This window comes from Meiothermus sp. Pnk-1 (assembly GCF_003226535.1).
Lineage (GTDB): Bacteria > Deinococcota > Deinococci > Deinococcales > Thermaceae > Allomeiothermus.
In genome coordinates this window covers 100,471-125,898 of the sequence record NZ_QKOB01000006.1, presented here as the reverse complement: position 1 = coordinate 125,898, position 25,428 = coordinate 100,471, and the positions used below count along the sequence as shown (strand labels likewise).

General features: G+C 65.6%; 20 protein-coding genes and 1 riboswitch. Of the genes, 9 read left to right on the top strand and 11 right to left on the bottom strand.

Annotated features, from left to right (window positions below; translation table 11 throughout):
- Nucleotides 1-134 precede the first annotated feature (134 nt).
- From DNA98_RS09895 to DNA98_RS09880, 4 genes are read left to right on the top strand one after another with little or no spacing between them, the layout of a single operon-like run.
- Nucleotides 135-761 carry a phosphoribosyltransferase gene (locus DNA98_RS09895; protein WP_110530663.1) on the top strand — a complete coding sequence of 209 codons (627 nt, stop codon included), beginning with the start codon at nt 135-137 and terminating at the stop codon, nt 759-761.
- A 23-nt stretch (nt 762-784) separates the two neighbouring features.
- Nucleotides 785-1,156 (top strand): cupin domain-containing protein, encoded by a 372-nt coding sequence (locus tag DNA98_RS09890; protein ID WP_110529824.1) that lies wholly within the window; start codon nt 785-787, stop codon nt 1,154-1,156.
- Between the two features lie 37 nt (nt 1,157-1,193).
- Nucleotides 1,194-2,381: a M20 family metallopeptidase gene (locus DNA98_RS09885; RefSeq protein ID WP_233493175.1), complete on the top strand. Its 1,188-nt coding sequence runs from the start codon at nt 1,194-1,196 to the stop codon at nt 2,379-2,381.
- Between the two features lie 50 nt (nt 2,382-2,431).
- On the top strand, nt 2,432-2,872 hold the full coding sequence (locus DNA98_RS09880) for a DUF4864 domain-containing protein (RefSeq protein ID WP_110529821.1): 441 nt from the start codon (nt 2,432-2,434) through the stop codon (nt 2,870-2,872).
- Between the two features lie 220 nt (nt 2,873-3,092).
- On the opposite strand, the gene ilvD is transcribed toward DNA98_RS09880, so the two are convergent.
- The 5 genes from ilvD to leuC all read right to left on the bottom strand — a co-directional run bounded on the left by ilvD (nt 3,093) and on the right by leuC (nt 9,087).
- Nucleotides 3,093-4,754: a dihydroxy-acid dehydratase gene (gene ilvD, locus DNA98_RS09875; protein WP_110529818.1), complete on the bottom strand. Its 1,662-nt coding sequence runs from the start codon at nt 4,752-4,754 to the stop codon at nt 3,093-3,095.
- A 48-nt stretch (nt 4,755-4,802) separates the two neighbouring features.
- Nucleotides 4,803-5,546: an SDR family NAD(P)-dependent oxidoreductase gene (locus tag DNA98_RS09870; protein ID WP_110529815.1), complete on the bottom strand. Its 744-nt coding sequence runs from the start codon at nt 5,544-5,546 to the stop codon at nt 4,803-4,805.
- Between the two features lie 19 nt (nt 5,547-5,565).
- Nucleotides 5,566-6,624: a 3-isopropylmalate dehydrogenase gene (gene leuB, locus DNA98_RS09865; RefSeq protein WP_110529812.1), complete on the bottom strand. Its 1,059-nt coding sequence runs from the start codon at nt 6,622-6,624 to the stop codon at nt 5,566-5,568.
- A 54-nt stretch (nt 6,625-6,678) separates the two neighbouring features.
- Nucleotides 6,679-7,284 carry a 3-isopropylmalate dehydratase small subunit gene (gene leuD / locus DNA98_RS09860; RefSeq protein ID WP_110529809.1) on the bottom strand — a complete coding sequence of 202 codons (606 nt, stop codon included), beginning with the start codon at nt 7,282-7,284 and terminating at the stop codon, nt 6,679-6,681.
- 378 nt (nt 7,285-7,662) lie between these two features.
- Nucleotides 7,663-9,087, bottom strand: coding sequence for a 3-isopropylmalate dehydratase large subunit (leuC, locus tag DNA98_RS09855; RefSeq protein ID WP_110529807.1), 1,425 nt, complete (start codon nt 9,085-9,087; stop codon nt 7,663-7,665).
- A 268-nt stretch (nt 9,088-9,355) separates the two neighbouring features.
- Nucleotides 9,356-9,494: riboswitch (SAM riboswitch) on the top strand.
- 158 nt (nt 9,495-9,652) lie between these two features.
- On the opposite strand from leuC, the gene DNA98_RS09850 reads away from it, so the two are divergent.
- Nucleotides 9,653-10,957 carry an O-acetylhomoserine aminocarboxypropyltransferase/cysteine synthase family protein gene (locus DNA98_RS09850; protein ID WP_110529804.1) on the top strand — a complete coding sequence of 435 codons (1,305 nt, stop codon included), beginning with the start codon at nt 9,653-9,655 and terminating at the stop codon, nt 10,955-10,957.
- A 62-nt stretch (nt 10,958-11,019) separates the two neighbouring features.
- On the top strand, nt 11,020-12,189 hold the full coding sequence (gene metX, locus DNA98_RS09845) for a homoserine O-acetyltransferase (protein ID WP_110530659.1): 1,170 nt from the start codon (nt 11,020-11,022) through the stop codon (nt 12,187-12,189).
- Between the two features lie 14 nt (nt 12,190-12,203).
- On the opposite strand, the gene hemG is transcribed toward metX, so the two are convergent.
- A complete protein-coding gene (gene hemG, locus DNA98_RS09840) occupies nt 12,204-13,520 on the bottom strand; it encodes a protoporphyrinogen oxidase (protein ID WP_110529801.1) in 1,317 nt (438 codons plus the stop codon).
- Between the two features lie 136 nt (nt 13,521-13,656).
- Between hemG and DNA98_RS09835 the strand changes: the two genes are divergently transcribed.
- Nucleotides 13,657-14,613, top strand: a complete 957-nt coding sequence (locus DNA98_RS09835) for a peptidylprolyl isomerase (protein WP_110529798.1) — start codon at nt 13,657-13,659, stop codon at nt 14,611-14,613.
- Nucleotides 14,614-14,622: 9 nt separating this feature from the next.
- Here DNA98_RS09835 and DNA98_RS09830 read toward each other — a convergent pair whose 3' ends face one another.
- The 4 genes from DNA98_RS09830 to DNA98_RS09815 form a co-directional block, all read right to left on the bottom strand.
- Nucleotides 14,623-15,567, bottom strand: a complete 945-nt coding sequence (locus DNA98_RS09830) for a carbon-nitrogen hydrolase family protein (RefSeq protein WP_110529795.1) — start codon at nt 15,565-15,567, stop codon at nt 14,623-14,625.
- 108 nt (nt 15,568-15,675) lie between these two features.
- Nucleotides 15,676-16,263 carry a hypothetical protein gene (locus DNA98_RS09825; RefSeq protein WP_110529793.1) on the bottom strand — a complete coding sequence of 196 codons (588 nt, stop codon included), beginning with the start codon at nt 16,261-16,263 and terminating at the stop codon, nt 15,676-15,678.
- Nucleotides 16,260-20,624 (bottom strand): alpha-2-macroglobulin, encoded by a 4,365-nt coding sequence (locus tag DNA98_RS09820; RefSeq protein WP_110529790.1) that lies wholly within the window; start codon nt 20,622-20,624, stop codon nt 16,260-16,262. Before DNA98_RS09820 ends, DNA98_RS09825 begins: the two co-directional genes overlap by 4 nt.
- 35 nt (nt 20,625-20,659) lie before the next feature.
- The gene (locus tag DNA98_RS09815; RefSeq protein ID WP_110529787.1) at nt 20,660-21,367 is read right to left on the bottom strand and encodes a DUF1175 family protein; all 708 of its coding nucleotides are present in this window, start codon (nt 21,365-21,367) and stop codon (nt 20,660-20,662) included.
- 81 nt (nt 21,368-21,448) lie between these two features.
- Between DNA98_RS09815 and treS the strand changes: the two genes are divergently transcribed.
- Nucleotides 21,449-23,095, top strand: coding sequence for a maltose alpha-D-glucosyltransferase (gene treS, locus DNA98_RS09810; protein ID WP_233493174.1), 1,647 nt, complete (start codon nt 21,449-21,451; stop codon nt 23,093-23,095).
- 36 nt (nt 23,096-23,131) lie between these two features.
- Nucleotides 23,132-23,641, top strand: coding sequence for a TlpA disulfide reductase family protein (locus DNA98_RS09805; RefSeq protein ID WP_158531633.1), 510 nt, complete (start codon nt 23,132-23,134; stop codon nt 23,639-23,641).
- A gap of 45 nt (nt 23,642-23,686) precedes the next feature.
- On the opposite strand, the gene DNA98_RS09800 is transcribed toward DNA98_RS09805, so the two are convergent.
- A complete protein-coding gene (locus tag DNA98_RS09800; RefSeq protein WP_110530655.1) occupies nt 23,687-25,423 on the bottom strand; it encodes a ribonuclease J in 1,737 nt (578 codons plus the stop codon).
- Between the last annotated feature and the right edge of the window lie 5 nt (nt 25,424-25,428).

Sequence of the window (25,428 nt, the reverse complement as noted above, 5' to 3'; positions counted from 1 at the left end):
TCAAGGGTCGCCGGAATTTTCGGCCTTGAGCAGCGAGATCCTTGCGGGCGGGGTTGCCAATAGCGCGAGCGGGTGCAACAATCCTTGCAAGAGGGCGCAGATGAAGCCGTGTGGCAAAGGCCGGGTGGGAGCCGGTGCGCTTTCGTGATCGGGCACAGGCGGCAGAGCTGTTGGCCCAGGCCCTGCGGCATGGCCTCGAGCGCCCGGTGGTCCTGGGGATTCCGCGGGGCGGGGTGGTGCTGGCGGACCGGCTGGCTCGAGCTTTAGGAGGTACTGCCGACGTGGTCTTGGCGCGCAAAATCGGCGCTCCCGGGCACGAGGAGTTCGCTTTGGGAGCGGTGGGGGAGGATGGTTCGATCCACCTGCAACCCTATGCCCACCGCTACGCGAGCGAGGCCTACCTCGAGGCCGAGGCCCGGCGCCAGCAGGCGGTGATCGCCGAGCGGGCGGAGCGCTACCGTGCGGTGCGGCCCAAGGTCCCGCTCGCGGGCCGTGACGCGGTGGTCGTCGATGACGGCATCGCCACCGGCAGCACCATGGAAGCGGCCATTCGGGCGGTGCGGGCCGAGCAGCCCCGGCGGCTAGTGGTGGCCGTTCCGGTGGCCCCGCCGGAGGCGCTCGAGCACCTGCGGCGCCAGGTCGAGGTAGTGTGCTTGTATACGCCGGTTCCTTTCGATGCCGTGGGGGCTTTTTATCAAGACTTCCCCCAAGTCTCCGACCAAGAGGTCCTGGAAACGCTTTCCGCATGGGCCGACCTCTAGCCCCGGGTTGGTAGACTGGGGACGTGAAAGGCTTTGTGCGCTCCGCCCAACAAGCCCCCTCCCGTCCCGTCGAGCGGGGGGTTCAGGCCTTTATTCAGGTACTGATTGGCCCTGAGGACGGCGCTCCTCACTACATCACCCGTAAGTTCACCATCCTGCCCGGCGGGCGGATTCCCCGCCACAAGCACCCTGGCGTGGAGCACGAGCAGTTCTTGATCACCGGACGGCTGCGCGTCGGTATCGGGGAGGAGATCTTCGAAGCCAAAGCCGGGGAGGCCATCTACATCCCTGCCGACACCCCTCACTGGTACGAAAATCCCGATCCTGAGACGGCCGAGTTCATCTGCGTGATTCCCAAGACCGCGAGCTATTCGACGGAGTGGCTCGAGGAGTGAGGCGCAAATTTCCCTCGGCGGGAGTATGCTGGGGGACATGCAAGTCGCACCGCTGGATATCCGAAACCGCATCGCTGACCTCACCCCCTCGCTCGTCGCCATGCGACGCGATTTCCACCGCCACCCTGAGCTGGCTTTCCAGGAATTCCGCACCGCCGAAAAGCTAGCCCTTCACCTGCGCGCTTTGGGGCTCGAGGTCCAGACCGGCATCGCCACCACCGGCGTGGTGGCGCGCTTGAAAGGGGCCAAGCCGGGCAAGACCGTGCTGGTCCGCGCCGACATCGACGCCCTGCCCATCCACGAGGCCACCGGAGCCCCCTACGCCTCGGAGAACCCCGGGGTGATGCACGCCTGCGGGCACGATGGCCACGCGGCGGTAGCAGCCCATGTGGCCACCCTCCTCAGCGAGATGAAAGACCAGCTCGAGGGCAACGTGGTCTTTGTCTTCCAGCCTGCCGAGGAGATCGTAGGGGGGGCCCGCCCGATGATCGAGGCGGGGGTGATGGAAGGCGTGGACCGGGTGGTTGGGTTGCACCTCTATAGCCTGCTGCCCGCCGGGACCGTGGGGATACGGCCCGGCCCCAGCATGGCCGCTGCCGATGCCTTCACCCTCACCGTGCACGGCAAGGGAACCCACGCCGCCATGCCCCACGAGGGCGTGGACACGGTGCTGATCTCGGCGCACATCATCACCGCCTTGCAAAGCCTGGTGAGCCGTGAGACCGACCCGGTGGGTACCTCGGTGATTACCATCGCCACCCTTACTGCCGGGGAAGGCGCCCACAACATCATCCCCGAGACCGCCACCCTCAAGGGGACCTTGCGTACTTTTGACGCTGCGCTGCGGGCCAAGCTGGTGCGCCGGATCGAAGAGGTGGCTACGGGCATCGCCCTGGCGATGGGCGGGACGGCTGAGATCGCCTGGCGGGATGGCTCGCCGGCAGTGGTCAACGACCCCGAGCTGACCCAGCGTTTCCGCGCTCTGGCGAGCGAAGTGGTAGGGCCGCAGCGGGTGCTCGAGACCCCCCCGGTGATGGGCGGCGACGACATGGCCGAGTTCCTGAACCGGGCTCCGGGGGTGTATTTCTGGGTGGGGGCGGGAGACCCCGCCACGGGGAAGAACCAACCCCACCATCACCCCCGCTTCGACATCGATGACGAGCGGGCCTTGCCGGTGGCGGTGGAACTGCTGGCTAGGGCCACCTTGGAGTTTCTCAAGCCCTAAACCGTGGGGCAGGCGACACATCCCACCGCCTTCGATCGCCATCTTGAGGTATGGCTGCGCGAATTGGGGTGGCGGTGGGGCTTTTGCTGGCGGCCGTAGCCCTTTCTCAGCGGCTTACCGACATACCGCTGCAACAACAGGCCGAGATCCGTGCGGTGATAGAGGCACAACTGGCGGCTTTTCAACAGGACGATGCGGGGCGGGCCTTCTCCTTCGCCGCTCCGGGCATCCGCCAAAAGTTTCAGACCCCCGAGCGCTTTCTCCAGATGGTCAAACAGGGGTACCTGCCCCTCTATCGCCCAGCCCGGGTGGAGTTCGGTGCCATCGGTTTGTTGCAAGGTATACCTACTCAGGTGCTCATCGTCACCGACGGAGAAGGGCTGCGCTACCGGGCCTACTACCTGATGGAGCGCCAGCCGGATGGGAGTTGGAAGATCGCCGGGGTGTACCTCGAGCCCCTCCCCGCCGAAGCCCCACCTAATTCTGTTTAATCGCGTCTTCGGAGGGACTCGAGCGGGTTGGGACCGCCGAACCGCTCCCAAGCGAAGCGGGGTTCTGGGCCAAAATGGGTGTGCCCTGCGTGTTTCGCTACGTGAAAGCACGGCGGGGATGGGCGCGGCAAGGGCCGTTGCGCAAAGCAGCGGACTTCCGGTCGTCAGAGCGCTTTGGGCGGGGTTTATGCGAAACCCTGCCATGGCGGTTTGGTGGCCGCTATTCCGCCTCTAGCACCGCCCCATACTTCGCACTGCTCACCAGTTTGGCGTAGCGGGCAAACAGCCCGCTCTGGTAATGCGGCTCCGGGGCCTTCCACTTAGCCCTGCGCGCTTCCAACACCTGGGGGGAAACCTCCAGCTCGAGCTTCCCCGCGTCACAGTCAATCGAGATGAAGTCTCCCTCTTCGACCAGCGCGATCGGCCCGCCAACCTGAGCTTCCGGCGCGACGTGCCCGATCATCAACCCCCTGGTGCCGCCCGAAAAGCGCCCGTCGGTCACCAAAGCCACCTCCGGACCCAGCCCTTCCCCTACCAGGGCGCTGGTCACCGAGAGCATCTCGGGCATTCCGGGGGCTCCCTTAGGGCCCTCGTAGCGGATGACCACTACGTCGCCGGGGCGAATCTGCTTCTCGAGCACCGCCTTCATCGCCTGCGGTTCGCCGTCGAAGACCCGGGCCGGGCCGCGGAACTGCTTGCGCTCGGTGCCGGCGAGCTTCAAGACCGCCCCCTCGGGGGCCAATGAGCCCTTGAGGACGCGTAGGCCACCCTCCGCTTTGAAAGCCCGCTCCCGCGGGACCACCACCTGCTGACCGGGGGTCTCGGGGGCGTCCTTGACCTCTTCCCACAGGGTCTTACCGGTTATGGTCATCTGGCTGCCGTCGATCATCTCTCCTTCGATCAGGCGGCGGATGATGAGCGGAATGCCTCCGGCCTCCCACAGTTCCCAGGCGGTGTAGGTGCCCCAGGGGCGCATATCGGCGATGACCGGGGTTTTGCGCGAGATGCGGTCGAAGTCGTCGAGCTCGAGCTTGACCCCCGCCTCGCGGGCGACCGCCAGGAGGTGCAAGACCGCGTTGGTCGAGCCGCCCGTGGCGGCCACCGCGGCGATCGCGTTGACGAAGGACTGCCGGGTGAGGAAGCTCTTGGGCGTGCGGTTTTCCCGAATGGCGTCGGCCAGGACATACATCGCCTTTCGTCCGGCGGCTTTCTTCTCCGGGGCGATGGCAGGGATGGCGTTGTAGCCGATAGGGGAGAAGCCCATCACCTCCAGCACCATGGCCATGGTGTTTGCCGTGTACTGCCCCCCGCAGGCCCCAGGGCCGGGGATGGCGGTGCGTTCGACCTCGGCCAGCTCTTCCTCGGTGATTTTGCCTGCGGCGTACTGCCCTACCGCCTCGAAGACCGAGACCACGGTCTGCTTTTTACCGCGCAGGACTCCGGGGGCGATGGAGCCACCGTAAAGCACCAGGCTTGGCACGTCGGCGCGGATCACCCCCATCATCCCGCCGGGGTTGGTCTTGTCGCAGGCCACCAGCGCCACCATTCCGTCGTAGAGGTAGCCCCGGGCGATGAGTTCGATGGAGTCGGCGATCACCTCGCGGCTGATGAGCGAGGCTCGCATCCCCACCGTGCCCATGCTAATCCCGTCGGAGATGGCCGGGGCGCCGAACTCGAAGGCATGCAGCCCGGCCTCCTTGGCCCCCGCCTTGAGGTCGGCGGCCAGCTCGCGCAGGTGGAAGTTGCAGGGCATCCCTTCGGTCCAGGTGTTCACGAGGCCTACCCAGGGAATCTTGAAGTCGTCATCCGTCACCCCCACCGCACGCAACATCGCACGCGCAGGAGCTTGCTGTGGGCCTTGTTTGATCACGTCAGAGCGCATGGGTTGCACCTCCGGTGCGTCGTACTTTCGTATGGCCTATGTTGACGCTTAGGCGTCGCGATACGTGGCTATCTTACCGTGGAATTTGTGGGCTTCGCCCTCCAGGATACGCACCAGCGTGCGGGCGGACTGCTCGGGGGAGAGGACCCGGCCTTGGGTTTTGTAGCCCTGGAAGAGCGGGCGCAATGCAGTGGCCCCGCCCCCCTCCGCTGCGCGCAATTGGCGCTGCATGTCGGTCTCGACGATGCCGGGGCGGTAGATAAAGCAGGTCACTTCGGGGGCCTCGAGCGCCAGCTGCCGCGCCAGGTACTCCTCGGCGGCCTTGGCCACGCCGTATATTCCCATGCCAGGGATGTGGTGTTCGGCGACCCCAGAGCCCAAGAATACCGCCACCCCTCCCTGGGGCCGCAGGTTGGGGTAGCTGTAGCGGGCTAGCTGGTAGCCGCCTTTGAGGTTGGACTCGAGGATCTCGTCGTACTGGGGCTCGGGGAGTTCCACCACCAAAGGACCCGCGTTGAGGATCCCTGCGTTGTGGACGAACCCCGCGAAGTTCCCGAGGGCCTTGGCGGCCTCCACCAGTTGCCGGGCCACCCCGTCGTCGGCGACGCTTCCCGCCACCGCTGCCGCCTCCACCCCAAGCCCTTTTGCCGCTTCGCGCACCGTCTCGAGCGCCCCTTTGTTCCGCGCCCCCAGGACCACGTTGGCCCCGGCTTTGGCCAACTCCATGACCAGCGCTGCGCCGATGCCGCGGCTGGCCCCGGTGATGATAAAGGTTTGCCCTTTGAGCTTCATGGCTTATAGATTCCAGGTTTCAGGCGCGAGCTTCAATCCGTCGCACAGCCTCCGCAACTTGTCGGGTGAACTCGGCGGTGCGGGCTTTGCCGCCCAGGTCGGGGGTGGGGTTCGCGGCGAGCGCCTGAGCGACGGCGTCTTCGATCGCCTTGGCCGCGTCGGGGCGGGAGAGGGCGTGGGTGAGCAGCATGGCCGCGGAGAGGATGGCCGCGGTGGGGTTGGCGACCCCCTTTCCGGCGATGTCCGGGGCCGAGCCGTGCACCGGCTCGAACAACGGGGTCTTCTCGCCCAGGCTGGCCGAGGGCAGCAAGCCCAGGCTCCCGGGCAGCACCGAGGCCAAGTCGGAGAGGATATCCCCGAAGATGTTGCCCGTCACCACCACGTCGAAGCGCCCCGGCTTGGTGACGAGGTGCATGGCCATGGCATCGACGTACTGGTGCTCGAGCGCGACGTCGGGGTAGTCCTGGTGCGCCTCCTCCACCGCCTTGCGCCAGAACTCGCCGACCTCGAGCACGTTGGCCTTGTCCACGCTGCACACCTGTCCCCTCCGCTTGCGGGCGGCCTCGAAAGCCACCCGGGCGATGCGCAGAACCTCGAGGCGGGAGTAGCGCTCGGTGTTCCAGGCTTCTTCTGCGTTCATCCCGCGGGGGGTGCCGAAGTAGATCCCGCCGGTGAGCTCGCGGATCACCAGCACGTCCACCCCCCTGGCGATCTCGGGTTTGAGCGGGGAGAGGGCTTCTAGGCCGGGCAGCACCTTGGCCGGGCGCAGGTTGGCGAAGAGGCCGTGGGATTTGCGCAGGGCCAGCAATCCGGTCTCGGGGCGGATGTCGCGGGGTACGTTGTCCCACTTCGGACCGCCGATGGCCCCCAGCAGGATGGCGTCGGCCTCGAGGCAGCCCCGCTGGGTCACCTCGGGAAAGGGTTCGCCGTGGGAATCAATGGCATTGCCGCCGAAGGGGAAAGCTTCGAACTCGAGCCCCAGGCCGAACACCTCGTCGGCGGCCTTGAGCACGTCTACGGCGGCATAGGTTACTTCGGGGCCGATGCCGTCACCGGGGAGCAGGGCGATTTTGGGCATGGTTTCCTTTCTGCCAAGCGTCCTACGCCTTACGCTTGGCGCGCGTAGGGCACGTCAACTTTTCACCGCCTTGGGCAGTTTGCGATCAAACTCTTCCAGCAAGCTTCCGGCCTCGAGCAGGTCGGCGATGGGGTCCCAGCGGCCCGAGACCAAGGCTTTTTGGGCGGATTCGGGTAGCCTCACCTGGAAAGACCGGTCGGCGTAGCGCACCTCGAGCCGCTCCACGTCCACGGTGACCTCGAGGGCCGGGTTGTGCTCCACCGCCGCTGCCAGGCGTTCGATATCGGCTTTGTCCGCGCTTACGCAGGGCATGGAGAGCGCGGTGGCGTTGCCGAAGAAGATCTCGGCGAAACTCTCCCCGACGAGGGCGCGGAAACCGGCGCGGTAGATGGCCTGGGGCGAGTGCTCGCGGGAGGAGCCGCAGCCGAAGTTGGCCCCCACCAGCATGATGCTGGCCCCTTTGAAACGGGGGTCGTTGAGGGGGTGAGGTTTTTCCGAACCGTCGGGATTGAAGCGCTCGTCGTAGAACAGCGCCTCGCCCAGCCCGTCGAAGGTGACCACCTTGAGGTAGCGGGCCGGGGTGATGCGGTCGGTGTCGATGTCGTTGCCGGGGACGTGCACGGCACGTCCGATGACTTGTCTGATCGGTTCGAGGGCCACTTTTCCTCCTACTCTTTGAACACGCTCAGCAAAACCACGATTCCTGCTGTAACCATCAGGCCTGAAAGGGCTAAGCCCGCAGCTAGGATCACATAACCCTGGGGAGATACGGCTTTCCCAGCGAATCCCGAAAGGGCGATTCCAAGACCGGCAACCACCACGCCCAAGAGCACCAGGCCAACCCCCCCAACGATGCGTAAGGCGGAAGACCTCACCCTAATACCCCATCTACCCTTGCAAAGGGCATAGCCAGGCCGAAAAGTTTCTGCCCACCCAGGCCAAGGTACGGGTTCAGAACCCGCTCGGAAGTGCTTTTCCTGCTCACGGCCTAAAAATACCACTTGCATCCTTTCGGGCAGCTAAGTCTCCCTAAGGAGCTCAGGCGCTTACCAGATCGCTCACTCCGAACACCTCGCGCGCGTCGCTGATCACGCCCGTCACCGCCGCCGCGGCCACCATCACCGGGCTCATCAGCACCGTGCGGCCCGTAGCCGAGCCCTGCCGCCCCTTGAAGTTGCGGTTGGAGGAGGAGGCGCACAGCTCGTCGCCGACGAGCTTGTCCGGGTTCATGGCCAAGCACATCGAGCAGCCCGCGCCCCGCCACTCGAAGCCGGCCTCGCGGAAGATCTCGGCGATGCCCTCCTCCTCGCACTGCTTGGCCACTACCTGCGAGCCCGGCACCGCGATGGCCCGCACGCCGGGAGCTACCTTGCGCCCCTTGAGGTACTTCGCCACCTCGCGGAAGTCGGAGATGCGCCCGTTGGTGCAGCTTCCCAGGAAGGCCACGTCCACCTTCACCCCCTTGATGGGCTGGCCGGGCCGAAGCTTCATGTGCCGGAGGGCCTCCTCGAGCCCCGCCCGCGCGGACTCGGGGTAGTCGGCGGGGTCGGGCACGCGGTCGGTGATGGCGCAGCCTTGGCCGGGGTTGATGCCCCAGGTCACGGTAGGGGCGATCTCCTCGGCCCGAATGTTCACCACGTCGTCGTAGTGGGCATCGGGGTCGGAGGCCAGGGCCTTCCAGCGCTCGACTGCCGCCTCCCACTCGGCTCCCTTGGGCGCATAGGGGCGGCCTTTGAGGTAGTCGAAGGTGGTCTGGTCGGGGTTGACGTAGCCGCAGCGCGCTCCGCCTTCGATACTCATGTTGCACACGGTCATGCGCTCTTCCATGCTGAAGTTGTCGAATACGCTGCCGCCGTACTCGTAGGCATAGCCGAGGCCACCGTTGACGCCCAGCACCTTGATGATATGCAAGATCACGTCCTTGGCGTACACGCCGGGCCGCAGCCGCCCGTCGACGTTGATGCGCCGCACCTTGAGCTTGCTCATGGCCAGGGTCTGCGTGGCCAGCACATCCCTCACCTGGGTGGTGCCGATGCCGAAGGCGATGGCCCCAAAGGCCCCGTGGGTGGAGGTGTGGGAGTCGCCGCAGGCGATGGTCATGCCTGGCTGGGTGATGCCCTGTTCGGGCCCGATCACGTGCACGATGCCCTGCAGGCCGCTGGTCACGTCGAAGAAGGTGATGCCGTGTTCCCGCACGTTCTCCCGCAGCTTTCGGATCATCTCGTCGGCCTGGGGATCGGCGAAGGGCTCAAGAAGGCTATGGGTGGGCACGATGTGGTCCACGGTGGCGAAGGTGCGCTCGGGGAAGCGCACCCGAAGCCCCAGGTCCTTGAGCATGCCGAACGCTTGGGGCGAGGTGACCTCGTGGATGAGGTGGGTGTCGATGAAAAGCTGAGTCTGGCCGCCCGGCAGCGTGCGGATGGCGTGGGCTTCCCAGACCTTTTCGTACAGGCTTTTTCCCATCAGGCTTCCTCCTCTACGCGCAGCAAAGGCCCCGGAGATGGTTCGCTCCGGGGCTTCTGGGGGTACGGCACCATCAGGCCCACGGAGCTCGGGGGCCTAGGATGCAGGAGATGCCACGCATTGGAAAGAAGTATACGCTTTGGTATACCAAACGTCAAGGATGACAGCCTGCGGGCTGCTGCCTCGGGCGGAGAAGCTTGACAGCCGCCCGGCCAACCCCTACACTCACCTCTAACCGCGCCGGGGCGCGGCAACAAAGAGGTGCGTTCTCTTATCCAGAGCGACTGAGGGATTCGGCCCGATGAAGTCGCGGCAACCCGGTAAGCCCATTCGCCCATCACCGACTGTGGCTTACCAAAGGTGCCAATTCCGACCCGGACGGGGGAAACGCCCGGGAAAGATGAGAGAAGGGACGAGCTAGGCACAGTGACTCCCTTCCAGATTCGCTGGCACACGCCAGCCAAGAGAACGAATCGGGATGGGAGTTTTTCTTTATAAACTCCTACCCCAAAGCGTGTGCAAAGGCCAGACAGCGCCCCAAATCCAAACGCGGTAGGAGTTCGATATGTCCGAGAAGAAGCTCCGCTTCGAGACCCTACAGCTCCACGCCGGCTATAGCCCCGACCCCAGCACCGGGGCCCGCCAGGTGCCCATCTACGCCACCACCAGCTACCAGTTCAAGGACGCCGACCACGCGGCGCGGCTCTTTGGGCTGCAGGAGTTCGGCAACATCTACACCCGCATCATGAACCCCACCACCGACGTGCTGGAGAAGCGCATCGCCGCGCTCGAGGGCGGGGCTGCTGCGCTCGCTACCAGCTCGGGGCACGCGGCGCAGTTTCTGGCGATTACCAATATCGCTCAAGCGGGGGATAACTTCGTCAGCACCCCCAATCTCTACGGCGGGAGTATCAACCAGTTCAAAGTTACCCTGCCCCGGTTGGGCATCGAGAGCCGTTTCACCAGCCGGGCCGAGACCGCCGAAGAGTTCATCGCCCTGACCGACGCCAACACCCGGTTTTGGTACCTCGAGTCGGTGGGGAACCCGGCGCTTAACATTCCCGACTTTGAGAATATTGCCCAAGCCGCCCAGGAACGTGGCATCGCTCTCTTCGTGGACAACACTTTCGGCCAGGGGGGGTACCTGTTCCGGCCCCTCGAGTGGGGGGCCAACGTGGTGGTGCACTCGGCCACCAAGTGGATCGGCGGGCACGGGGCGGTTATCGCGGGATTGATCGTGGACGGGGGCAACTTCGACTGGGAGAACGGGCGCTACCCCCTGCTCACCCAGCCCCAGCCCGGCTACCACGGCCTCGAGCTGACCAAGGCCTTCGGCCACCTGGCCTTTATCCTAAAGGCCCGGGTGGACGGCCTGCGCGACCAGGGGCAGGCCCTGGGTCCTTTCGAGGCCTGGCTCTTGCTGCTGGGGTTGGAAACACTTTCCCTTCGGGCTGAGCGCTCAGTGCACAACACCCTTGCCCTCGCCCACTGGTTGCGCGAGCAGGAGGAGGTGGCCTGGGTCAACTACCCCGGGCTGGAGGACCACCCCAGCTACGCCAAGGCCGTCAAGTACTTCAAAGGCAAGCCGGGGGCGGTGCTCACCTTCGGGCTCAAGGGGGGCTACGAGGCGGCCAAGCGCTTCATCGGCCGTCTCGAGCTCGTCTCGCACCTGGCCAATGTGGGCGATACCCGTACCCTGGCCATTCACCCGGCCTCTACCACCCACTCCCAGCTCTCCGCCGAGGAGCAGCTCCGCGCTGGGGTAAGCCCTGAGCTGGTGCGGCTCAGCGTGGGGATCGAGGCGCTGGAGGATCTCCAGGCCGACCTCAAGCAGGCGTTGCAGGCCAAGACCTCGGTGGCGGCAGATTGAGCCGTGCGTCGCAGGTCGAAAAAACCTTCGGCGTACGGCGTGTGACCTCAAGGGAGGTTCAGGTGGTGCGCGAACCGTTCCAACCCGAATCCGAGCCCATTGTCTGGGAGGTGTGGGGAGAGCACGGGGCGATTTTGCGCTTACCCGTACCCCAGCCCGATATCGCCCAAGAGCCCATTCCTTGCACGGCTATCCTCCAGGAGGAGAACTTCGCCCTCGAGCACGGCGGGCTTCTTCCCGAGCTACGGCTGCGCTTCGAGACCTACGGGCGGCTCAACTCGGCCAAGGACAACGCTTACCTGGTCTTCCACGCCCTCACCGGGAGTGCGCATTTGGCTGGAACCTACGGCGAGCTGGCGCTCAAGGGGCTGAGCCCGCTCGAGCAGGCTTTCGGTCCGCAGGGCTGGTGGGACGATCTGGTGGGGGCGGGGAGGCCCCTCGACCCGGCGCGGCACTACGTGATCTGCGCCAACCATATCGGTAGCTGCTACGGCAGCACCGGCCCCCTCACCCCTAACCCCCGGACCGGACTGGCCTACGGCCCGACCTTCCCCCGGCTCACCATCCGCGACCTGGCTCGAGCCCAGGCCCGGCTGTTGGACCTCTTGGGGGTGGAAAAGGTCACGGTGATCGGCGGCAGCCTGGGGGGGATGGTGGCCATGGAGTTCGCCCTCTTGTTTCCTCAGCGGGTGCGCAAGATGGTGGTGTTGGCGGCCCCACCCGTCCACGGGCCGTGGGCTAGGGCTTTCAACCGGCTTTCGCGCGATGCCATCACCGCTGACCCGGCGTATCGGGGCGGTTACTACAGCGAGCAGCCCCTAGGATTGCAACTGGCCCGCTCGATCGCCATGCTCTCCTACCGCGCTCCCAGATCCTTTGCCGAGCGCTGGCGGCAGGCTCCCGAGCGGGGCGAGAGCTACGTGGTCTACCAGGGGGAGAAATTCATCCGCCGCTTCGACGCCAACGCCTACTTAACCCTTTCGCTGGCCATGGATACCCACGACGTGGGCCGGGGCCGGGGCGGGGTGGCGGCGGCTTTGGAGCGCCTTCAACCCATTCCCTCCCTCTTCGTAGGGATCGACACCGATGTGCTTTACCCCGCTTCGGAGGTTCGCGATGCGGCAGAGCTGGCCGGCGGGCGCTACGAGGAGATCCAAAGCCCTCACGGGCACGATGCCTTTTTGATCGAGACGGGGCAGGTAGGGGCGATTTTGCGGCCTTTCCTAGGATGAGTGGCTTCCCTCGGCTAGGGGGTGGGCGAGGCGGGGGAGAGGGCCAGGTAGTTGAGGGCCCTCCTGACCGCCTTCTGCCCCTCCCGTACGCTATCCGCCAAGCTGAGACCTCGGAGGCCCAACCCGGCGGTGTAGACTCCCGGCATTCGGTCTATTGCCCCCTCGATGGCCTCCGCCCGGCGCTTATGGCCGACTTGATAGATGGGGATCGTACCCAGGCGGAACGACCAGCTCGCCAAGGGCTTGGGCATCCTTGCGCTTCCCACATAGCGCTCGAGCTCGACCTGGGCTAGGCGCACCAGCTCGGCATCTCCCAGCCGCGCCGCCTCTTTGGCGAAGTTCACCCGTACCCACTGGAAGCCTTCAGGAGCCCGCCCCGCCCAACGCTGACTCGCCCAAAGAAAGCTCTCGGCTCGATAGTTTCCGTCCAGGATTACCTCGTGGCCGGGCAGGCTCGGCAAGCCTTCCTCCCGGAAGGCCAGCGCCACCGTCGCGACCGGGAGGGTGGGTACCTGGTTGAGCAGAGCGGTGGCCTGAGGGTAGATGGGGCGCAAGATGCGAGCAGCGCGCTGCGCAGAGGTGGCGAGGATCACTGCCTCGGCCTCGAGCCGACCCTGGGGGGTAAAAATCTGCCACGCCTCTCCTTCCCGCCCCATCGCTACCACCTCGAGCCCACAGCCGAGCTGCACCTTTCCCTCGAGGCTTTGCAGCAGCGCGCTGATCCAAGTTCCCATTCCGTCCTCCAGGGAGATGGCCTCGGCGGGTTGTTGTACGGAGGCGTTCCTCTGCTCGCTTTCCCACAACTCCGGGAAGGTCGAGCGCACCGAGAGATCCTCGGGGTCGGCCCCGTACACGGCGTGGCTGAGGGGGCGGGCCAGGATCGCCCAGGCCTCCTCTCCGAAGCGGCGACGGATAAACGATCCCAAAGCTTCGTCGGGGTCGGCGGCTGGGCCTACGAACCGTTCAAAGGCCAGCCGCAGCTGCCCTGCCGGGGAGAGCAGCGGGCGGATGGCCCAGGGGAGCTGGGCCAGGGGGACTTGGGGGAGGGCCTGGACCTTACCCCGGTAAAGCAGGTAGCTGGAGTTGGCGTGGGGGGAGAGGAGGCGTTTCGTGAGGTTGAGCTCCCTGGCCAGCTCGAGCACTTCGGGGGTCGCCGGGAGGGAGTCAGCCCCGGCTTCCACCACGAACCCCTCCCCGCGCAGCGAGAAGAGCTTCCCGCCAAAGCGGGGGGCGGCCTCGAGCACCCTAACCTCGAGCCCGGCTCGCTGGGCGTAATAGGCGGCCACCAACCCCGCCATCCCCCCACCGATGACGGCTAGGCGCGCGGGCATACCCCCTCTGGTGTTGGGGCAAGAGGGGCTAGCGGGGCGGCCCGATCGGGAGGCTTGAGCTTCACGGGGCGGATTCTACCATCTTTGGGAAGGCGGAACGAGCGAAACTGTCGGCGCTGCGTGTTAGCATAGCGACATGCCTAGATTCTTGATTTGCCTCCTTGCGCTTTTCTCCCTCTCGTTGGCCCAGCAGACGTCGCCCCAGCAGGACGACCCGGTGGTGGCGGAGGTGGGGGGACAGGCGCTGAGGAAAAGCTACTTCGATCTCGAATGGGGGTTTTTTGTCAAGACCTCGCTTCAGCGGCAAGGGGTGCCCGCCACGCCGGAGACGGAGTCCCAGTTTGAGCGCTTCAAACCGCAGTTCCTCGAGCGCCTAGCCCAGGATTATGCCGTCATCAAAGCCGCCGAGCGGGCGGGCTTGGCGGCGAGCAAAGAGGCCGTTGAAGACCAGGTGGCCGAGGCCCGCAAGGATTTTGAAAGCGACGAGGCTTTCGGCCAAGCGTTGAACCAGGTGGGCCTCGCCAGCCTCGACGATTACCGGATGCTGGTGTATGAAGCCCTCACCTACAACGCCTACCTCGAGCGCCTTCAGGGGCAGATCCAACCCAGCGAATCCGCGCTCCGGCTTATCTACGGGCTTTCCCAGGCCGAGTTTACCACCCCGGAGACCTACTGCGCCTCGCATATCCTGGTGGTGAGCGGGCAAGAGGCTATTTCCCTGATCCGCCAGCTAGGCCAGGGGGCTGACTTCGCTGAGCTAGCTAAGCGTTACTCCCAGGACCCCGGCAGCAAAGACAACGGCGGCGACCTCGGTTGTGAGCCCCGCGGGACGTATGTGACCGCTTTCGAAAACGCCATGCTTCGCCTCAAGGTCGGGCAGACTAGCCGCGAGCCGGTGCGCACCGAGTTCGGTTTTCACGTCATCCGGCTCAACAAGATCGAGCCCAGCACGGTGCGCCCGTTCGACGAGGTGAAGTCGAGCATCGCCGATGCGGTGCTGCAGCAGGCTGTGGAGAAGCTCCTGAACCGGATTGGCCAGCGTGCCGGGATCACCCTCTACCCGGAGCGCCTGGGGCTTTCCGCTCAGCCCTAGGGCTGGAAATCAACCTGTGGTGTCGATGGTGTAGCGAACCAGGGCATCTCCGGTGGGGCTTTCGGCTAGCGCTATCGGCGCTCCGGGGCCGTAGATTCCGCTTTGCCCCTCGAAGCTCAGGGTGTAAAACCTGCCGTTTAGCATGGGGTTGATGCCGTAGCGCAGGTTCTCGCGGGCCGCGAGTTTCTTCGCCAGCCCTTCCCTCAGCCAGACCTCCTTCTCGACCTGCCGGGCATCGGCGCTCCAGGGGCCGTCCCACCGGGTGGCGTTGGCGGAGGGTTGGACTAACAGCCAAGCGCCCTGGCCGTCCACCCATTCCACCAGCCGCTCGTGGAAAGCATCGAGGCAGATCAGGACCCCCAGCTTGCCGATCTGGGTCTGCACGACCTGGCCGCCGAGCGGGCCGCTCGAGAGAAAGCTCCTGCGTTCGTCCTGGGTCAGGTTCACCTTGGGAACCCGGCTCAGGACCGTGCCCCGGGGGGAGATGAGCAGGGTTTGGTTGAGTACCGCCCGCGAGGCGCGGTGATAGCCCTGTGCCGGTTCCCAGTCTACCTGGGGGCTGAACGTAGAACCCGCCACCACATAGGCCTGGCCCATCTGCGCGGCCTCTCGAAATACCTGCTCGTAGACTGGCCAGACCTCGATGGCCCGCAGATGAAAAAACACCGCCGGAGAAGGGATGGCCAGCCGCAACGCCTCGGGCCAGCGCCGGCGCAGCAAGGCCAGCGCGGCGGAGGTGGCCGAGGGGGCTTGGAGGATCTCTTGGGGGGCCTCGAGCCAGAAGCAAAGCGGTAGCGCGAAGGCCTCGGGAAAGGCCACGACGCGTGGCTCTCCCTCAGGGAGCCCCTCCACCGCGGAACGGGTCAAGGCCAAGACCCTCTCCCGGAAGGCTGCCGCACTCCGGTAAGCCGGGGGCTGGATTTCGGCCTGAACGGCTACGAGGTGGACGCGCATCAGGGTTATTATGCACGGGCCGAGGTCCCCCGTCGTATGTCAAACGCAAAACGCCAGGGTGGATGACCCTTCTGCAGAAATGCGCCTATCCCCAGGCGGGCAGCACGGTCAGGGGGCAGGTCGGCGCTTTTTCCAGTAGGCTTGCGCCCGAGCGTAGGCTGTCGCCATCGCCCGGGCCAGGAGTTGCGGCTGCGGTGGAGCGGCCAGGATCTCCTCCAGCCTCGCCGTCGAAACGCCTTCCAGGGCCTTGGCGCTCGGCCTTTGAGCGGCAAAGATCATCGCCGATCCTTCGGCCAGCCACCTGGCCCAACCTTCGGGCTGGGCCAGGTGAAAGTACTCGTGGCGCAACACGGCCTCGAGCCCGCCTCGCTCGACCACCACGGAAAGCCGCTGCAGGTCAATTCGGCCCTGGGCCCGGTCGGCCTGGGCCAGGACAAACCAGGGCTGAGCGGTGGCCTTGCGGTAGGACCCGAGGGTGGGGTGCACCACCACCCGGACCCGATCGGGGGGCCGGAGGCCCCATCCCCTTAGCTCTCTGCGGGCCCGCTCGAGGCTCTGGAAGAGGCGCGGGAGGTACCGGGCGTCGGCCGGGGAGGCGATTTGGACGATGAAGCCGGGGCTTTGGTAGGCCTGCCAGGCCTGGACGGGCGCCCCGCCGATGAGGAGCAGTGATGTCCAGTAGGCACAGGCCCTCATTCGCCGACCCGCACCTCCCGCTCGGTCCCTACCCCGCGCACCTCCGGGTCGTACATCAGCCAGGCCACGGTAGGCAGGGCGCTGTAGCGGCCCGGGGTCTCGGCCCGCAGCACGTAGCTGAAGGTGATGGGCCGGTCGAGGTAGCTGAAGTAAAACTCGGCCCGTTGGTCGCGGAACTCCCGCCCGTCGTACCCGTAGTTCCAGCCGTAGTAATCGCTCCCGTAGGGGGTATCTACCCCCTCGATCTCCATCCCGGCCTCCTCCACGGCGCTGAACCCCGCCGGGATGCCGTCTTCGACCAGCAGGTAGCGCAGCGCACCCTTGGTCTGGGGGGTCACCGAGATCGTCACCAGGACCAGCTCGCCGGGTCTGACCGGGCCGGTGAGGGGGGATCGGCCGTAGACGTAGCGCCCCTGGTCCTCGAGGTACTTGGGCACCAGCCGCTCGAACTGCCGGGCCACCCTCAGGCCCCGGCCCTCGGGCCGGTTGTAGGCCCGCTCGGAGACGTAGGAGAGCCGGGCTCCTAGGTAAAGCGGGGCCTCGCCGCTCACGCCGACCTCGAGCACGTGGGTTCCCGCCGAGAGGTTCAGGATTGGAACGCTGGCGCTCGCGGCCTCGCCGACGGTCTGCGTGGCAACTTCCTGCCCGTCGACGCTAATCCTGACCTCGCGCCAAGCCTCGGCGCTGCTCTGCCGCTTGGAGAGCTCGAGCGCTGCCCGCACCACCGCCGCGGTGTCCTTGCTCGAGCGCCAGGCGGACCCCCGGCGCTCGAGCAAGAGCCAGTTCACCACCTTGGGCACGATGGGGTGGTCGGGGCGCAGCCGGGCCAGACCCATCAGGGCGTAGGCGGTGGTCTCGACGCGGTCGTCGTTCCACCCATAGTCGGGGGCACCGGATTCCCAGTAGGCGAGGCTAGCCCGCTCGGTCACCTTGGCGAGCAGGCGGTTCTGGGTTGCCAAAGCCTGATCCTGCTGTCCGGCCTCGGCCAGGGCCAGCACGGCTTGGGCCAGGCCGTAGGGGGTGAGGTTCTTATCGGCGAGGACGCCCGAGATACCGTTTATTCCCTTCCCTCCTTGGGCCAAGGTAAAGTAGGCCATCGCCCGGGCATCCGCTGAGACGTCGGTCCGGCGGGCGTAATCTTGCAGGTATTTGAAGCCCCCCTCGAGCACCCGCTCGCGCACCCGGTAACCCGCCGCGCGGGCCTCGAGCAGCCCGCCCATCACGTAGGCCGAGATGAAGAGGGAGGAGTCGTCGTTCTCCCAGAACCCCCAGCCGCCGTCCTCGTGCTGGAAGCGGTAAAGCCGGGCCAGGCCCTGTTCGACCATCTCGTCGAGGTTGGCCGTGATCTCCTCGGGGAGCAGCGCGGACCCGCCCGACCGCTTGGCCAGTACGCTGGGCAGAAAGCGGCTCATGGTCTGCTCGGAGCAGCCGTAGGGGTAGCCGGCCAGGTAGCGCAGGGCCGGGGCGACCGCCGCCGTCAGCGAGGGGGTGAGGATGAGAGCCCCCTGCACCGAACCGGGATCTACCCCATCGGGAAGGGTAAAGCTCCAGCGGGCGCTCCCCTGAGTACCGGCATCGCCGGGCTGCTGGAGCGGCTTCACCTGAGCGGCCCAGCCGATCTCGTCACGCACGCCCTTGGGGATCACCGGGAGGGTGACCTCGAGCGCGTCGCTGGTAGAGGGGGTCAGGACCGAACCCTTGAGCTTGGCGGACCCGGTTTGCCTCGCCTGCACGGTATATTCTGCGCTGCTGCGGCCCCCGGCGCTCAGGGTTACGCTTTTTCCTCCGGGGTTGGGGTTGGTGAGGCCCTCGGCCTCGAGGTTGAGCCGCCCGCGCAGGTTCTGGCCCAGGTTGTTCTGGCCGATGACCCGCACCCTGGCCTCATCGCCGCGTACCAAAAAACGCGGAGCGGCAATCCGGGCGATCACCGGCAGGGTGGTGCGGACCAGGTTGCGTCCTTGCCCCACCTCCTGGCCCAGGGTGATGGCCCGCGCGGTGAGGCGCCACTGGGTGAGGTTGTCGGGGAACTTTACCTCGAGGCTGGCCTCTCCCGTTTCGTCGGTTTCCACTGCGGGCAACCACAGGATGGTGTCGCGGAAATCGCTGCGCAGCCGGGCGGTGGCCAGGCCCTCCTTAGCCTGGGCGAACACCGCCCGGCTCATAGGGGGTCGCCCGGAGAGCCTCCCGCTATCAAAACCGAAGCTGTATCCGCTCGCCAACTCCGTACCGACAACATTGCTCTGGCGAGGATAGAAGAAACCGCGGATATCCGGGGTGTTTTCGGGCCGAACCAGGTAAATCGCCTCGTCCACCAACCCTACCGTGACCTGGGCCTTTACCGGTTTGCCGGAGGCGTCGGTTACCCGCAGGGTGTAGGTGGCGGTGTCCTGGGGCTTGAAACTCTCGGCGCTGGGCCGGATGGCCACGTTCAAAAACCTCTGCTCCGGCGGCACCAAGAACTCGGCCTCGCCCTGGTAGTAGTCCCCCTTGCCGATCACGCTCACGCTCAGGTAGCTGTTGGGCCCCATGGCCTCGGTCACCTTGAGGCGGTAAGTGAGCGCCGAGCCGTTCATCTTCACCACCTCGGCTTTTCGCAGGGACTGGCCCTCCAGCGTGACCAGCGCGTAACCGTTCTCGACCGGCGACTGGATCACGAACACCGCCTCCTCGCCCGGCTTATAGACCTTTTTATCGGAGCGCACCGTAAGCCCCTCGTACCCCCAGAACCAGTAGGAATCCCCCGAAACCCACACGTAAGCCTGCTCGCGGGTGGGGCGGCCTTGGGGGTCTTTGGCGCTGAGGGTGAAGCGGTACGAGCCCTGCGCGGAGAAGGAAAGGTGCAGCGTGGCCTCGCCCCTGGCGTTCGTCTGGCCTTGGCGGGCGCTCACCTGCTCGCGCCGGACACCCTTGCTCCGCACCCAGAACTCCCGCTCGGCGACCAGGGTGAAGGGCACCGCGACCGGCCTGCCCTGGAGGTCTTCGGCGCGGACGTTGAGCAGGAGGGAGTCGCCGCTTTGGTAAGCGTAGCGGTCGGTCTCGAGCCCCAGCACGATCCCCGCCCGGTAGGCCACCAGGCTGGCCGCCCCTCGCTGCTCGCGCTGGGTCTCGTCGCTGACGCTGGCCTGGAGCGAGAGGCGGTAATCGTCGTCCTGGCGCTCGAGGGGAACCTCCACCACCAGCTCCCCCCGTTCGTTCAGGGTTCCCTCGCCGCGCTGGATCACGTCGCCGTACGCCTCTTCGGCGTCGCCGTAGAACTCGTAAGGGAGGCCCTGGTCATAGCGGTAGTAGGGCGAGCGCAGCAGCGACCACTGCACCTTGCCCCCCGCCACCGGGCCCTCAAAGAGGTACTCGCCCTTGACCGTGAAGCGGACCTGGTCCCCCTGAATAGCCGTAGGACGGCTAGGGGTCACGCTCACCTGGTACTCCGGCTTGACGAACTCCTGCACCTCGAAGCTCGTGTCGTGGGTCTCGCCCTCCAGCCGCGCCTCGAGGCGGTAATCCCCCAGAGGGGCGTCCAGGCCTAGGCGGAACTCCCCTGAGAAGCTGCCGTAGGCGTCGGTGGTGAAGGTCTGCTGGAAGATCTCCTCGTCGTCGCTGTTCACCACCCGGACCTCGAGGCGCTGGCCCGCCCGCGGCTTGAGCCCTGCGGCGCTGCGGGCAATGCCTTTGAAGAACACCGGGTGGCCGGGCCGGTACACCGGTCGGTCGGTTACCAGGTAGACCCGATTTTTGACTAGACTCCAGCCGTTCCAGAAGAGGCGGCTGAAGGCCCAGTCCATCCCGTAGCGGGCAGCTACCACGGCCCCGTCGCCGTGGGCGGGGCTGGGTAGCCGGGCGATCCCGCTCGCATCGGCGGTGGCCTGCCTCGCCACCCCCCGCTCCAGCAGATAGATCCGGGCGGCTCGCGGTTTGCCGCTGGCCAGATCCGCGGTGTAGGTGAGGGTCTGCCCCGGCTCGGCCTTGACCACCAGACCCAGCCGGGTGACCAGGATCAGCGTTCGACCTAGCCCGCCCCCGATCCGGGCGTAGTAGAGGCCAGGGGGAAGCCGACCGATGCGGATGGTTCCGTAGGCGCTTCCCCCGGGGTAGACCGGAATGACCCGCAGCCGGGTTTTTTTCAGCCGCTCCAGCCCCTCCACCCGCACCCCGCGCGGGCCGTACAGGGCCAGCAGCTTTTCTGGCTCATACAGGCGGAATAGCTCGAGGCGGGTACTCTGCGGGCGCTGGATGTAGTACTCGAGGGCGACCGGCTCCTGTGGGCTCTTGACCCCCCCGCCGTAAAGCTCCATCCGCGTCCCGCTTTGGGCGAACACCGGCAGCACCAACAGCGTCCATAAAATCCCCTGTAGAAAGTGTTTCATAGCATCCTTTCGGGCGTCGAGCAGGGCCTGGCCGCTTAGGGGCCAACGAGGATCTTCCAGCGAAAAAATCCCAGAAATCCGGGATTCTCCGGCACCGGATGCCAGCTTTTCTCCGGGTGTTGCCGCAGGGTCTCGAGGGAGAGCAGCCTAACCTCCCCTCCTTCCTCCGGGCGCAACCCGGTGTGGTACACCACCATGCCCCCGCCGAGATAGACCATGCTGTGATAGGCCGAACCCTCGGCCAGAGGGTGGACGAAAAAGAGCAGATCGCCGCGGCGGGCCTTGTCCGGGGTGCGGCCCAGGAAGACCGTGTTATAGCGCATCAAATACCAAGCGGTGGTGCGCCCGACGAGCCGGCCCGCCTCCACGTCGCCCTGTCGGTAGGCCCCAGGGGCCACCCGGAACACGCTGCGGCCTATTTGGGGAAGGGGGTATGTTAGCGACCTCACCGCGGGGATGGCCCGCTCGGGCAGGTAGGGAAACCGGGCGAACCATTCGGCGGTCTTGGGTTTGAGCGCTTCCACATAGGCGAAGCGCAGCAGTCCGGCGCAGTCTTGGTCTTCGGGTTTCCACGTTGGGCTTCGGGCCGTGTACTGGGCCTCGGCGATGGCGGCAAACCAACGCATAAAGGCCTCGCGGTCTTGGGCGCTGACGATCCGGACCTCGGGCGGGTATCCGTAGGCGTCGGGCGGGGCGGCCCAAGCGGCGATACAAAGGAAGAGAAGGGGGCATAACCTGTGCATGGTGCCCGTTTCGCCCTCAGCCTAGACCCCTGGCAAGGGTCTGTAAAGGCGGGGCGGGTCGGATATGGTAACTTGGTGGGCGTGACCGCTGCCGATACCCTGTGGTACAAGGATGCCGTTTTTTACGAGCTGCACGTGCGCTCGTTCCAGGATTCCAACGCCGATGGCGTAGGTGACTTTCCCGGACTCACCTCGCGCCTGGATTACCTGCAGGCCCTGGGGGTGGACTGTTTATGGCTGATGCCCTTCTACCCCTCGCCGCTCAAGGACGATGGCTATGATATCGCCGATTACAAGGCGATCAACCCCGATTACGGAACGCTGGACGATTTTCGGCATTTCCTCGAGGAGGCCCACGCCCGCGGCATTCGGGTCATCGCCGATTTGGTGGTGAACCATACCTCTGATCGGCATTTCTGGTTCCAAGAAGCCCTCCAGGGCCCCGGTAACCCCTACCACGACTACTATGTCTGGTCGGAAACCCCGGAAAAATACAAGGACGCCCGCATCATCTTCACCGATACCGAGATTTCCAACTGGACCTACCAGCCTAGGGTAGGCAAGTTCTACTGGCACCGGTTTTTTTCCTCCCAGCCCGATCTCAACTATGACAACCCCAAGGTGCGCGAGGAGATGTTAGAGGTGGTGCGGTTCTGGCTCGAGCTGGGCCTGGACGGGTTTAGGGTAGACGCGGTGCCCTATCTGTTTGAGCGCGAGGGAACCAACTGCGAAAACCTCCCCGAGACCCATGCTTTCCTGGCCGAGCTGCGCCATTTCATCGACCGGAACTTTCCGGGCAAGCTACTGTTGGCCGAGGCTAACCAGTGGCCAAAAGATGTGGTCGCTTACTTCGGCACCGCTGAGCGCCCCGAGTTCCACATGTGCTTCAACTTCCCGGTGATGCCGCGGATCTTCATGGCCCTAGCCCGCGAGGAGGCGAGGCCTATCGAAGAGATCATGCGCAGCCTGCCCGAGATCCGCCCGGACTGCCAATGGGCTATTTTCCTGCGCAACCACGACGAGCTGACCTTGGAGATGGTCACCGAGGAAGAGCGCGCCTATATGTACGCCGAGTACGCCAAGGACCCGCGTATGAAGGTGAACGTGGGCATTCGGAGGCGGCTAGCCCCGTTGCTGGATGGAGATCGGCGGAAAATCGAGCTGCTGCACTCGATCTTGCTCACCCTGCCAGGCAGCCCCATCCTCTACTACGGCGACGAGATCGGGATGGGCGATAACATCTACCTGCCCGACCGCCACGGGGTGCGCACCCCCATGCAGTGGAGCATCGACCGCAACGCGGGCTTCTCCCGGGCCGATACCTCGAGGCTGTATAGCCCGGTGATCGTGGACCCGCCCTACAGCTATCAGGCGGTGAACGTCGAGGCCCAAGAGCGCACCCCTACCAGTTTGCTTAACTGGGTCCGCCGGATCATCCAGGTGCGCAAGGGGTATCCGGTTTTTGGGCGAGGGGATATCAGCTTCTTATCCTCAGACAACCCCAAGGTGCTGGCCTACATGCGAAGCTATGCCGGGATGCATGCGCTGGTGGTGCACAACCTCTCGCGCCACGCCCAGCCGGTAGCCCTCGACCTCTCCCCCTGGAAAGGCTTAACCCCGGTGGAGATGATCGGCCAGGCCGCCTTTCCTCCCATCGGCGAACCGCCCTATCTCCTCACCTTGGGGCCCCACGCCTTTTTTTGGTTTCGCCTTGACCCATCCGGCTAGATGCATCTCACGGGGGCCTTTGCTAGGTTAGAGCAGATGTCGCCCGCTCGAGCCAACCTCTTACGTTGGGGCCTGGCGGTGTTGGCCGTAGGGGGGGTGGTGTACGGCCTGTTGGGCCGCCCGACCTCCCGCCCGGCGGCTCAGCCGTTGCCGAATCTTGTCCTTGAGACCGAGCAGGGCCAGCCCCAAAACCTCCGGGCGTTCGTGGGTAAGCCGGTGGTGCTCAACGCCTGGGCTACCTGGTGTGCTCCCTGCCGCCGGGAGATGCCGTTGCTGCTCGAGGAGGCTGCCCGCCAGCACGACGTGCAGTTTGTCTTCGTCAACATGGGCGAAGGTCCCGAGGCCATCCGCATCTTCCTGGACGAGGTCAAGCGCAAAGAGATCCCCAATTTGCTGCTGGACAAAAAGACTGCCCTGTCGGAGGCTTTGCAAATCCAGGGTCTGCCTACCACGCTGTTTTTCGACGCCAAGGGCAATCTCCTGGCCCGGCACCTCGGGGAGATCAACCGAGAAGAGCTGAGGGGGTATCTGAGACGGCTTGAGTGATGCCCCCTGCTGCGATTAGCAGGGGACAATCCGGGGCAAGGGGGCTTACCCCTCAATCACCATCGGGATGATGACCGGGTCACGCCCGGTGGCCTTGCGCAGGAATTTCTTCACCGGGTAGTAGATGTCGTCGCGGATGACCTCGAGCCGCTTTTTCTCCCGCACCCCCGCGTGGATAGCCTCGAAGACCAGGTTGCGAACCTCGTTCAACAAGCGCTCCCCTGCCTTTACAAACCCCTTGGAGACAACCTGCACCGCGGGAGCTTCGCGGCTTACCAGCGCAGTGATGACCACTACCCCTTCGGCGGCCATGTGTTGACGGTCCTCGAGGATTTCATCGGTGATATCGCCCACCCCCAGACCGTCCACGTAGAGCACCCCCGCCGGCACCTCTCCCTCGACGCTGATGCTGTCGGCGGTGAGCTTGACCCGCTGCCCGTTTTCCACGATCAGGGTGCGTTGGGGTGGGTGGCCCATGCTCTCGGCCAGCCACTTGAAGTTGGTCTGCTGGCGGTTTTCCCCGTGCCAGGGCAGGAAGAACTTGGGGTTGGTGAGGTTCAGGATGATCTTGAGCTCTTCCTGTGAGGCGTGGCCGGAAGCGTGCACCCGGTAGGTGGGCGGGTAGTAGACGTAAGTCCCCAGCCGATACAGCTGGTTGATGACCCGGTTGACCGCTTCCTCGTTGCCGGGGATGGGGCTCGAGGAGAGGATTACCGTGTCGCCGGGCTTGAGGGCGAACTTGGCGTGTCCGCCAAAGGCCAGCCGGGAAAGGGCGGCCTCGGGCTGACCCTGCGAGCCGGTGGAGAGCACCAGGACTTGCTCATCGGGGAGGTGGTTGATCTCGTCCAGGGTGTAGATACGGTCGCGCACGCTCATGTAGCCCAGCTCCTGGGCAATCCGGCTGAACTTCAGCATGCTGCGGCCTTCCATCGCCACTTTGCGCCCGTACTTTTCCGCGGCGGTGATGACCGACTGGATGCGGTGGATGTGCGAGGCGAAGGTGGTGACGAAGATACGGCCCTTGGCCTTGCCGATGATGGCGTCGAGGCCCTTGGCGATCTCCGACTCGCTGGGGGTGATGCCGGGCCGCTCGGCGTTGGTGGAGTCGGCGATGAGCAACAGCACCCCCTCAGCCCCAGCTTGCGCGATTTTAGCCAGGTGGCTGGTTTTGCCGTCGATGGGGGTGGGGTCGAGCTTGAAGTCTCCGGTGTGGACGATTTTGCCGATGGGGGTATGGATGATCATCCCCGAGTTGTCGGGGATGGAGTGGGTCATGCGGAAGAGGTCCACGACGAAGAAGCGTCCGATCTGAATGCGTTCGTCGGGGGAGACTTCCTTGAAGTTGAAGTCTCCGGCGCGCAGGCCGAACTCCTCGAGCTTCCCTTTGACCAGCCCCAGGGTGAGCTTGGCCCCGTAAACGGGGACCCGAGGCAGCTGGGGCATGATGAAGGGCAAGGCCCCGATATGGTCCTCGTGGCCGTGGGTGAGCACCCAGCCCTTGATGAGCTCCTGGTGCTCGAGGAGGTAGTCGATGCGGGGGATCAGCAAGTCCACCCCCGGCATGTGCTCTTCGGGGAAGGCCAGGCCGCCGTCCACTACCAGAATCTCGTCGTGGTAGCGGAAGGCGAACATGTTTTTGCCGATCTCGCCCATGCCTCCCAGCGGGATGATCTCTACGTGCTCGCTGGGTTTGGCGAGGATCAGCGGGCCGGTGGGCTTGGGGCGCATCCGGCGTTTGCGGGGCCCCCGTGGGTTAGGGGGGCGGTTGGGGATGTCGTTCATGTCGT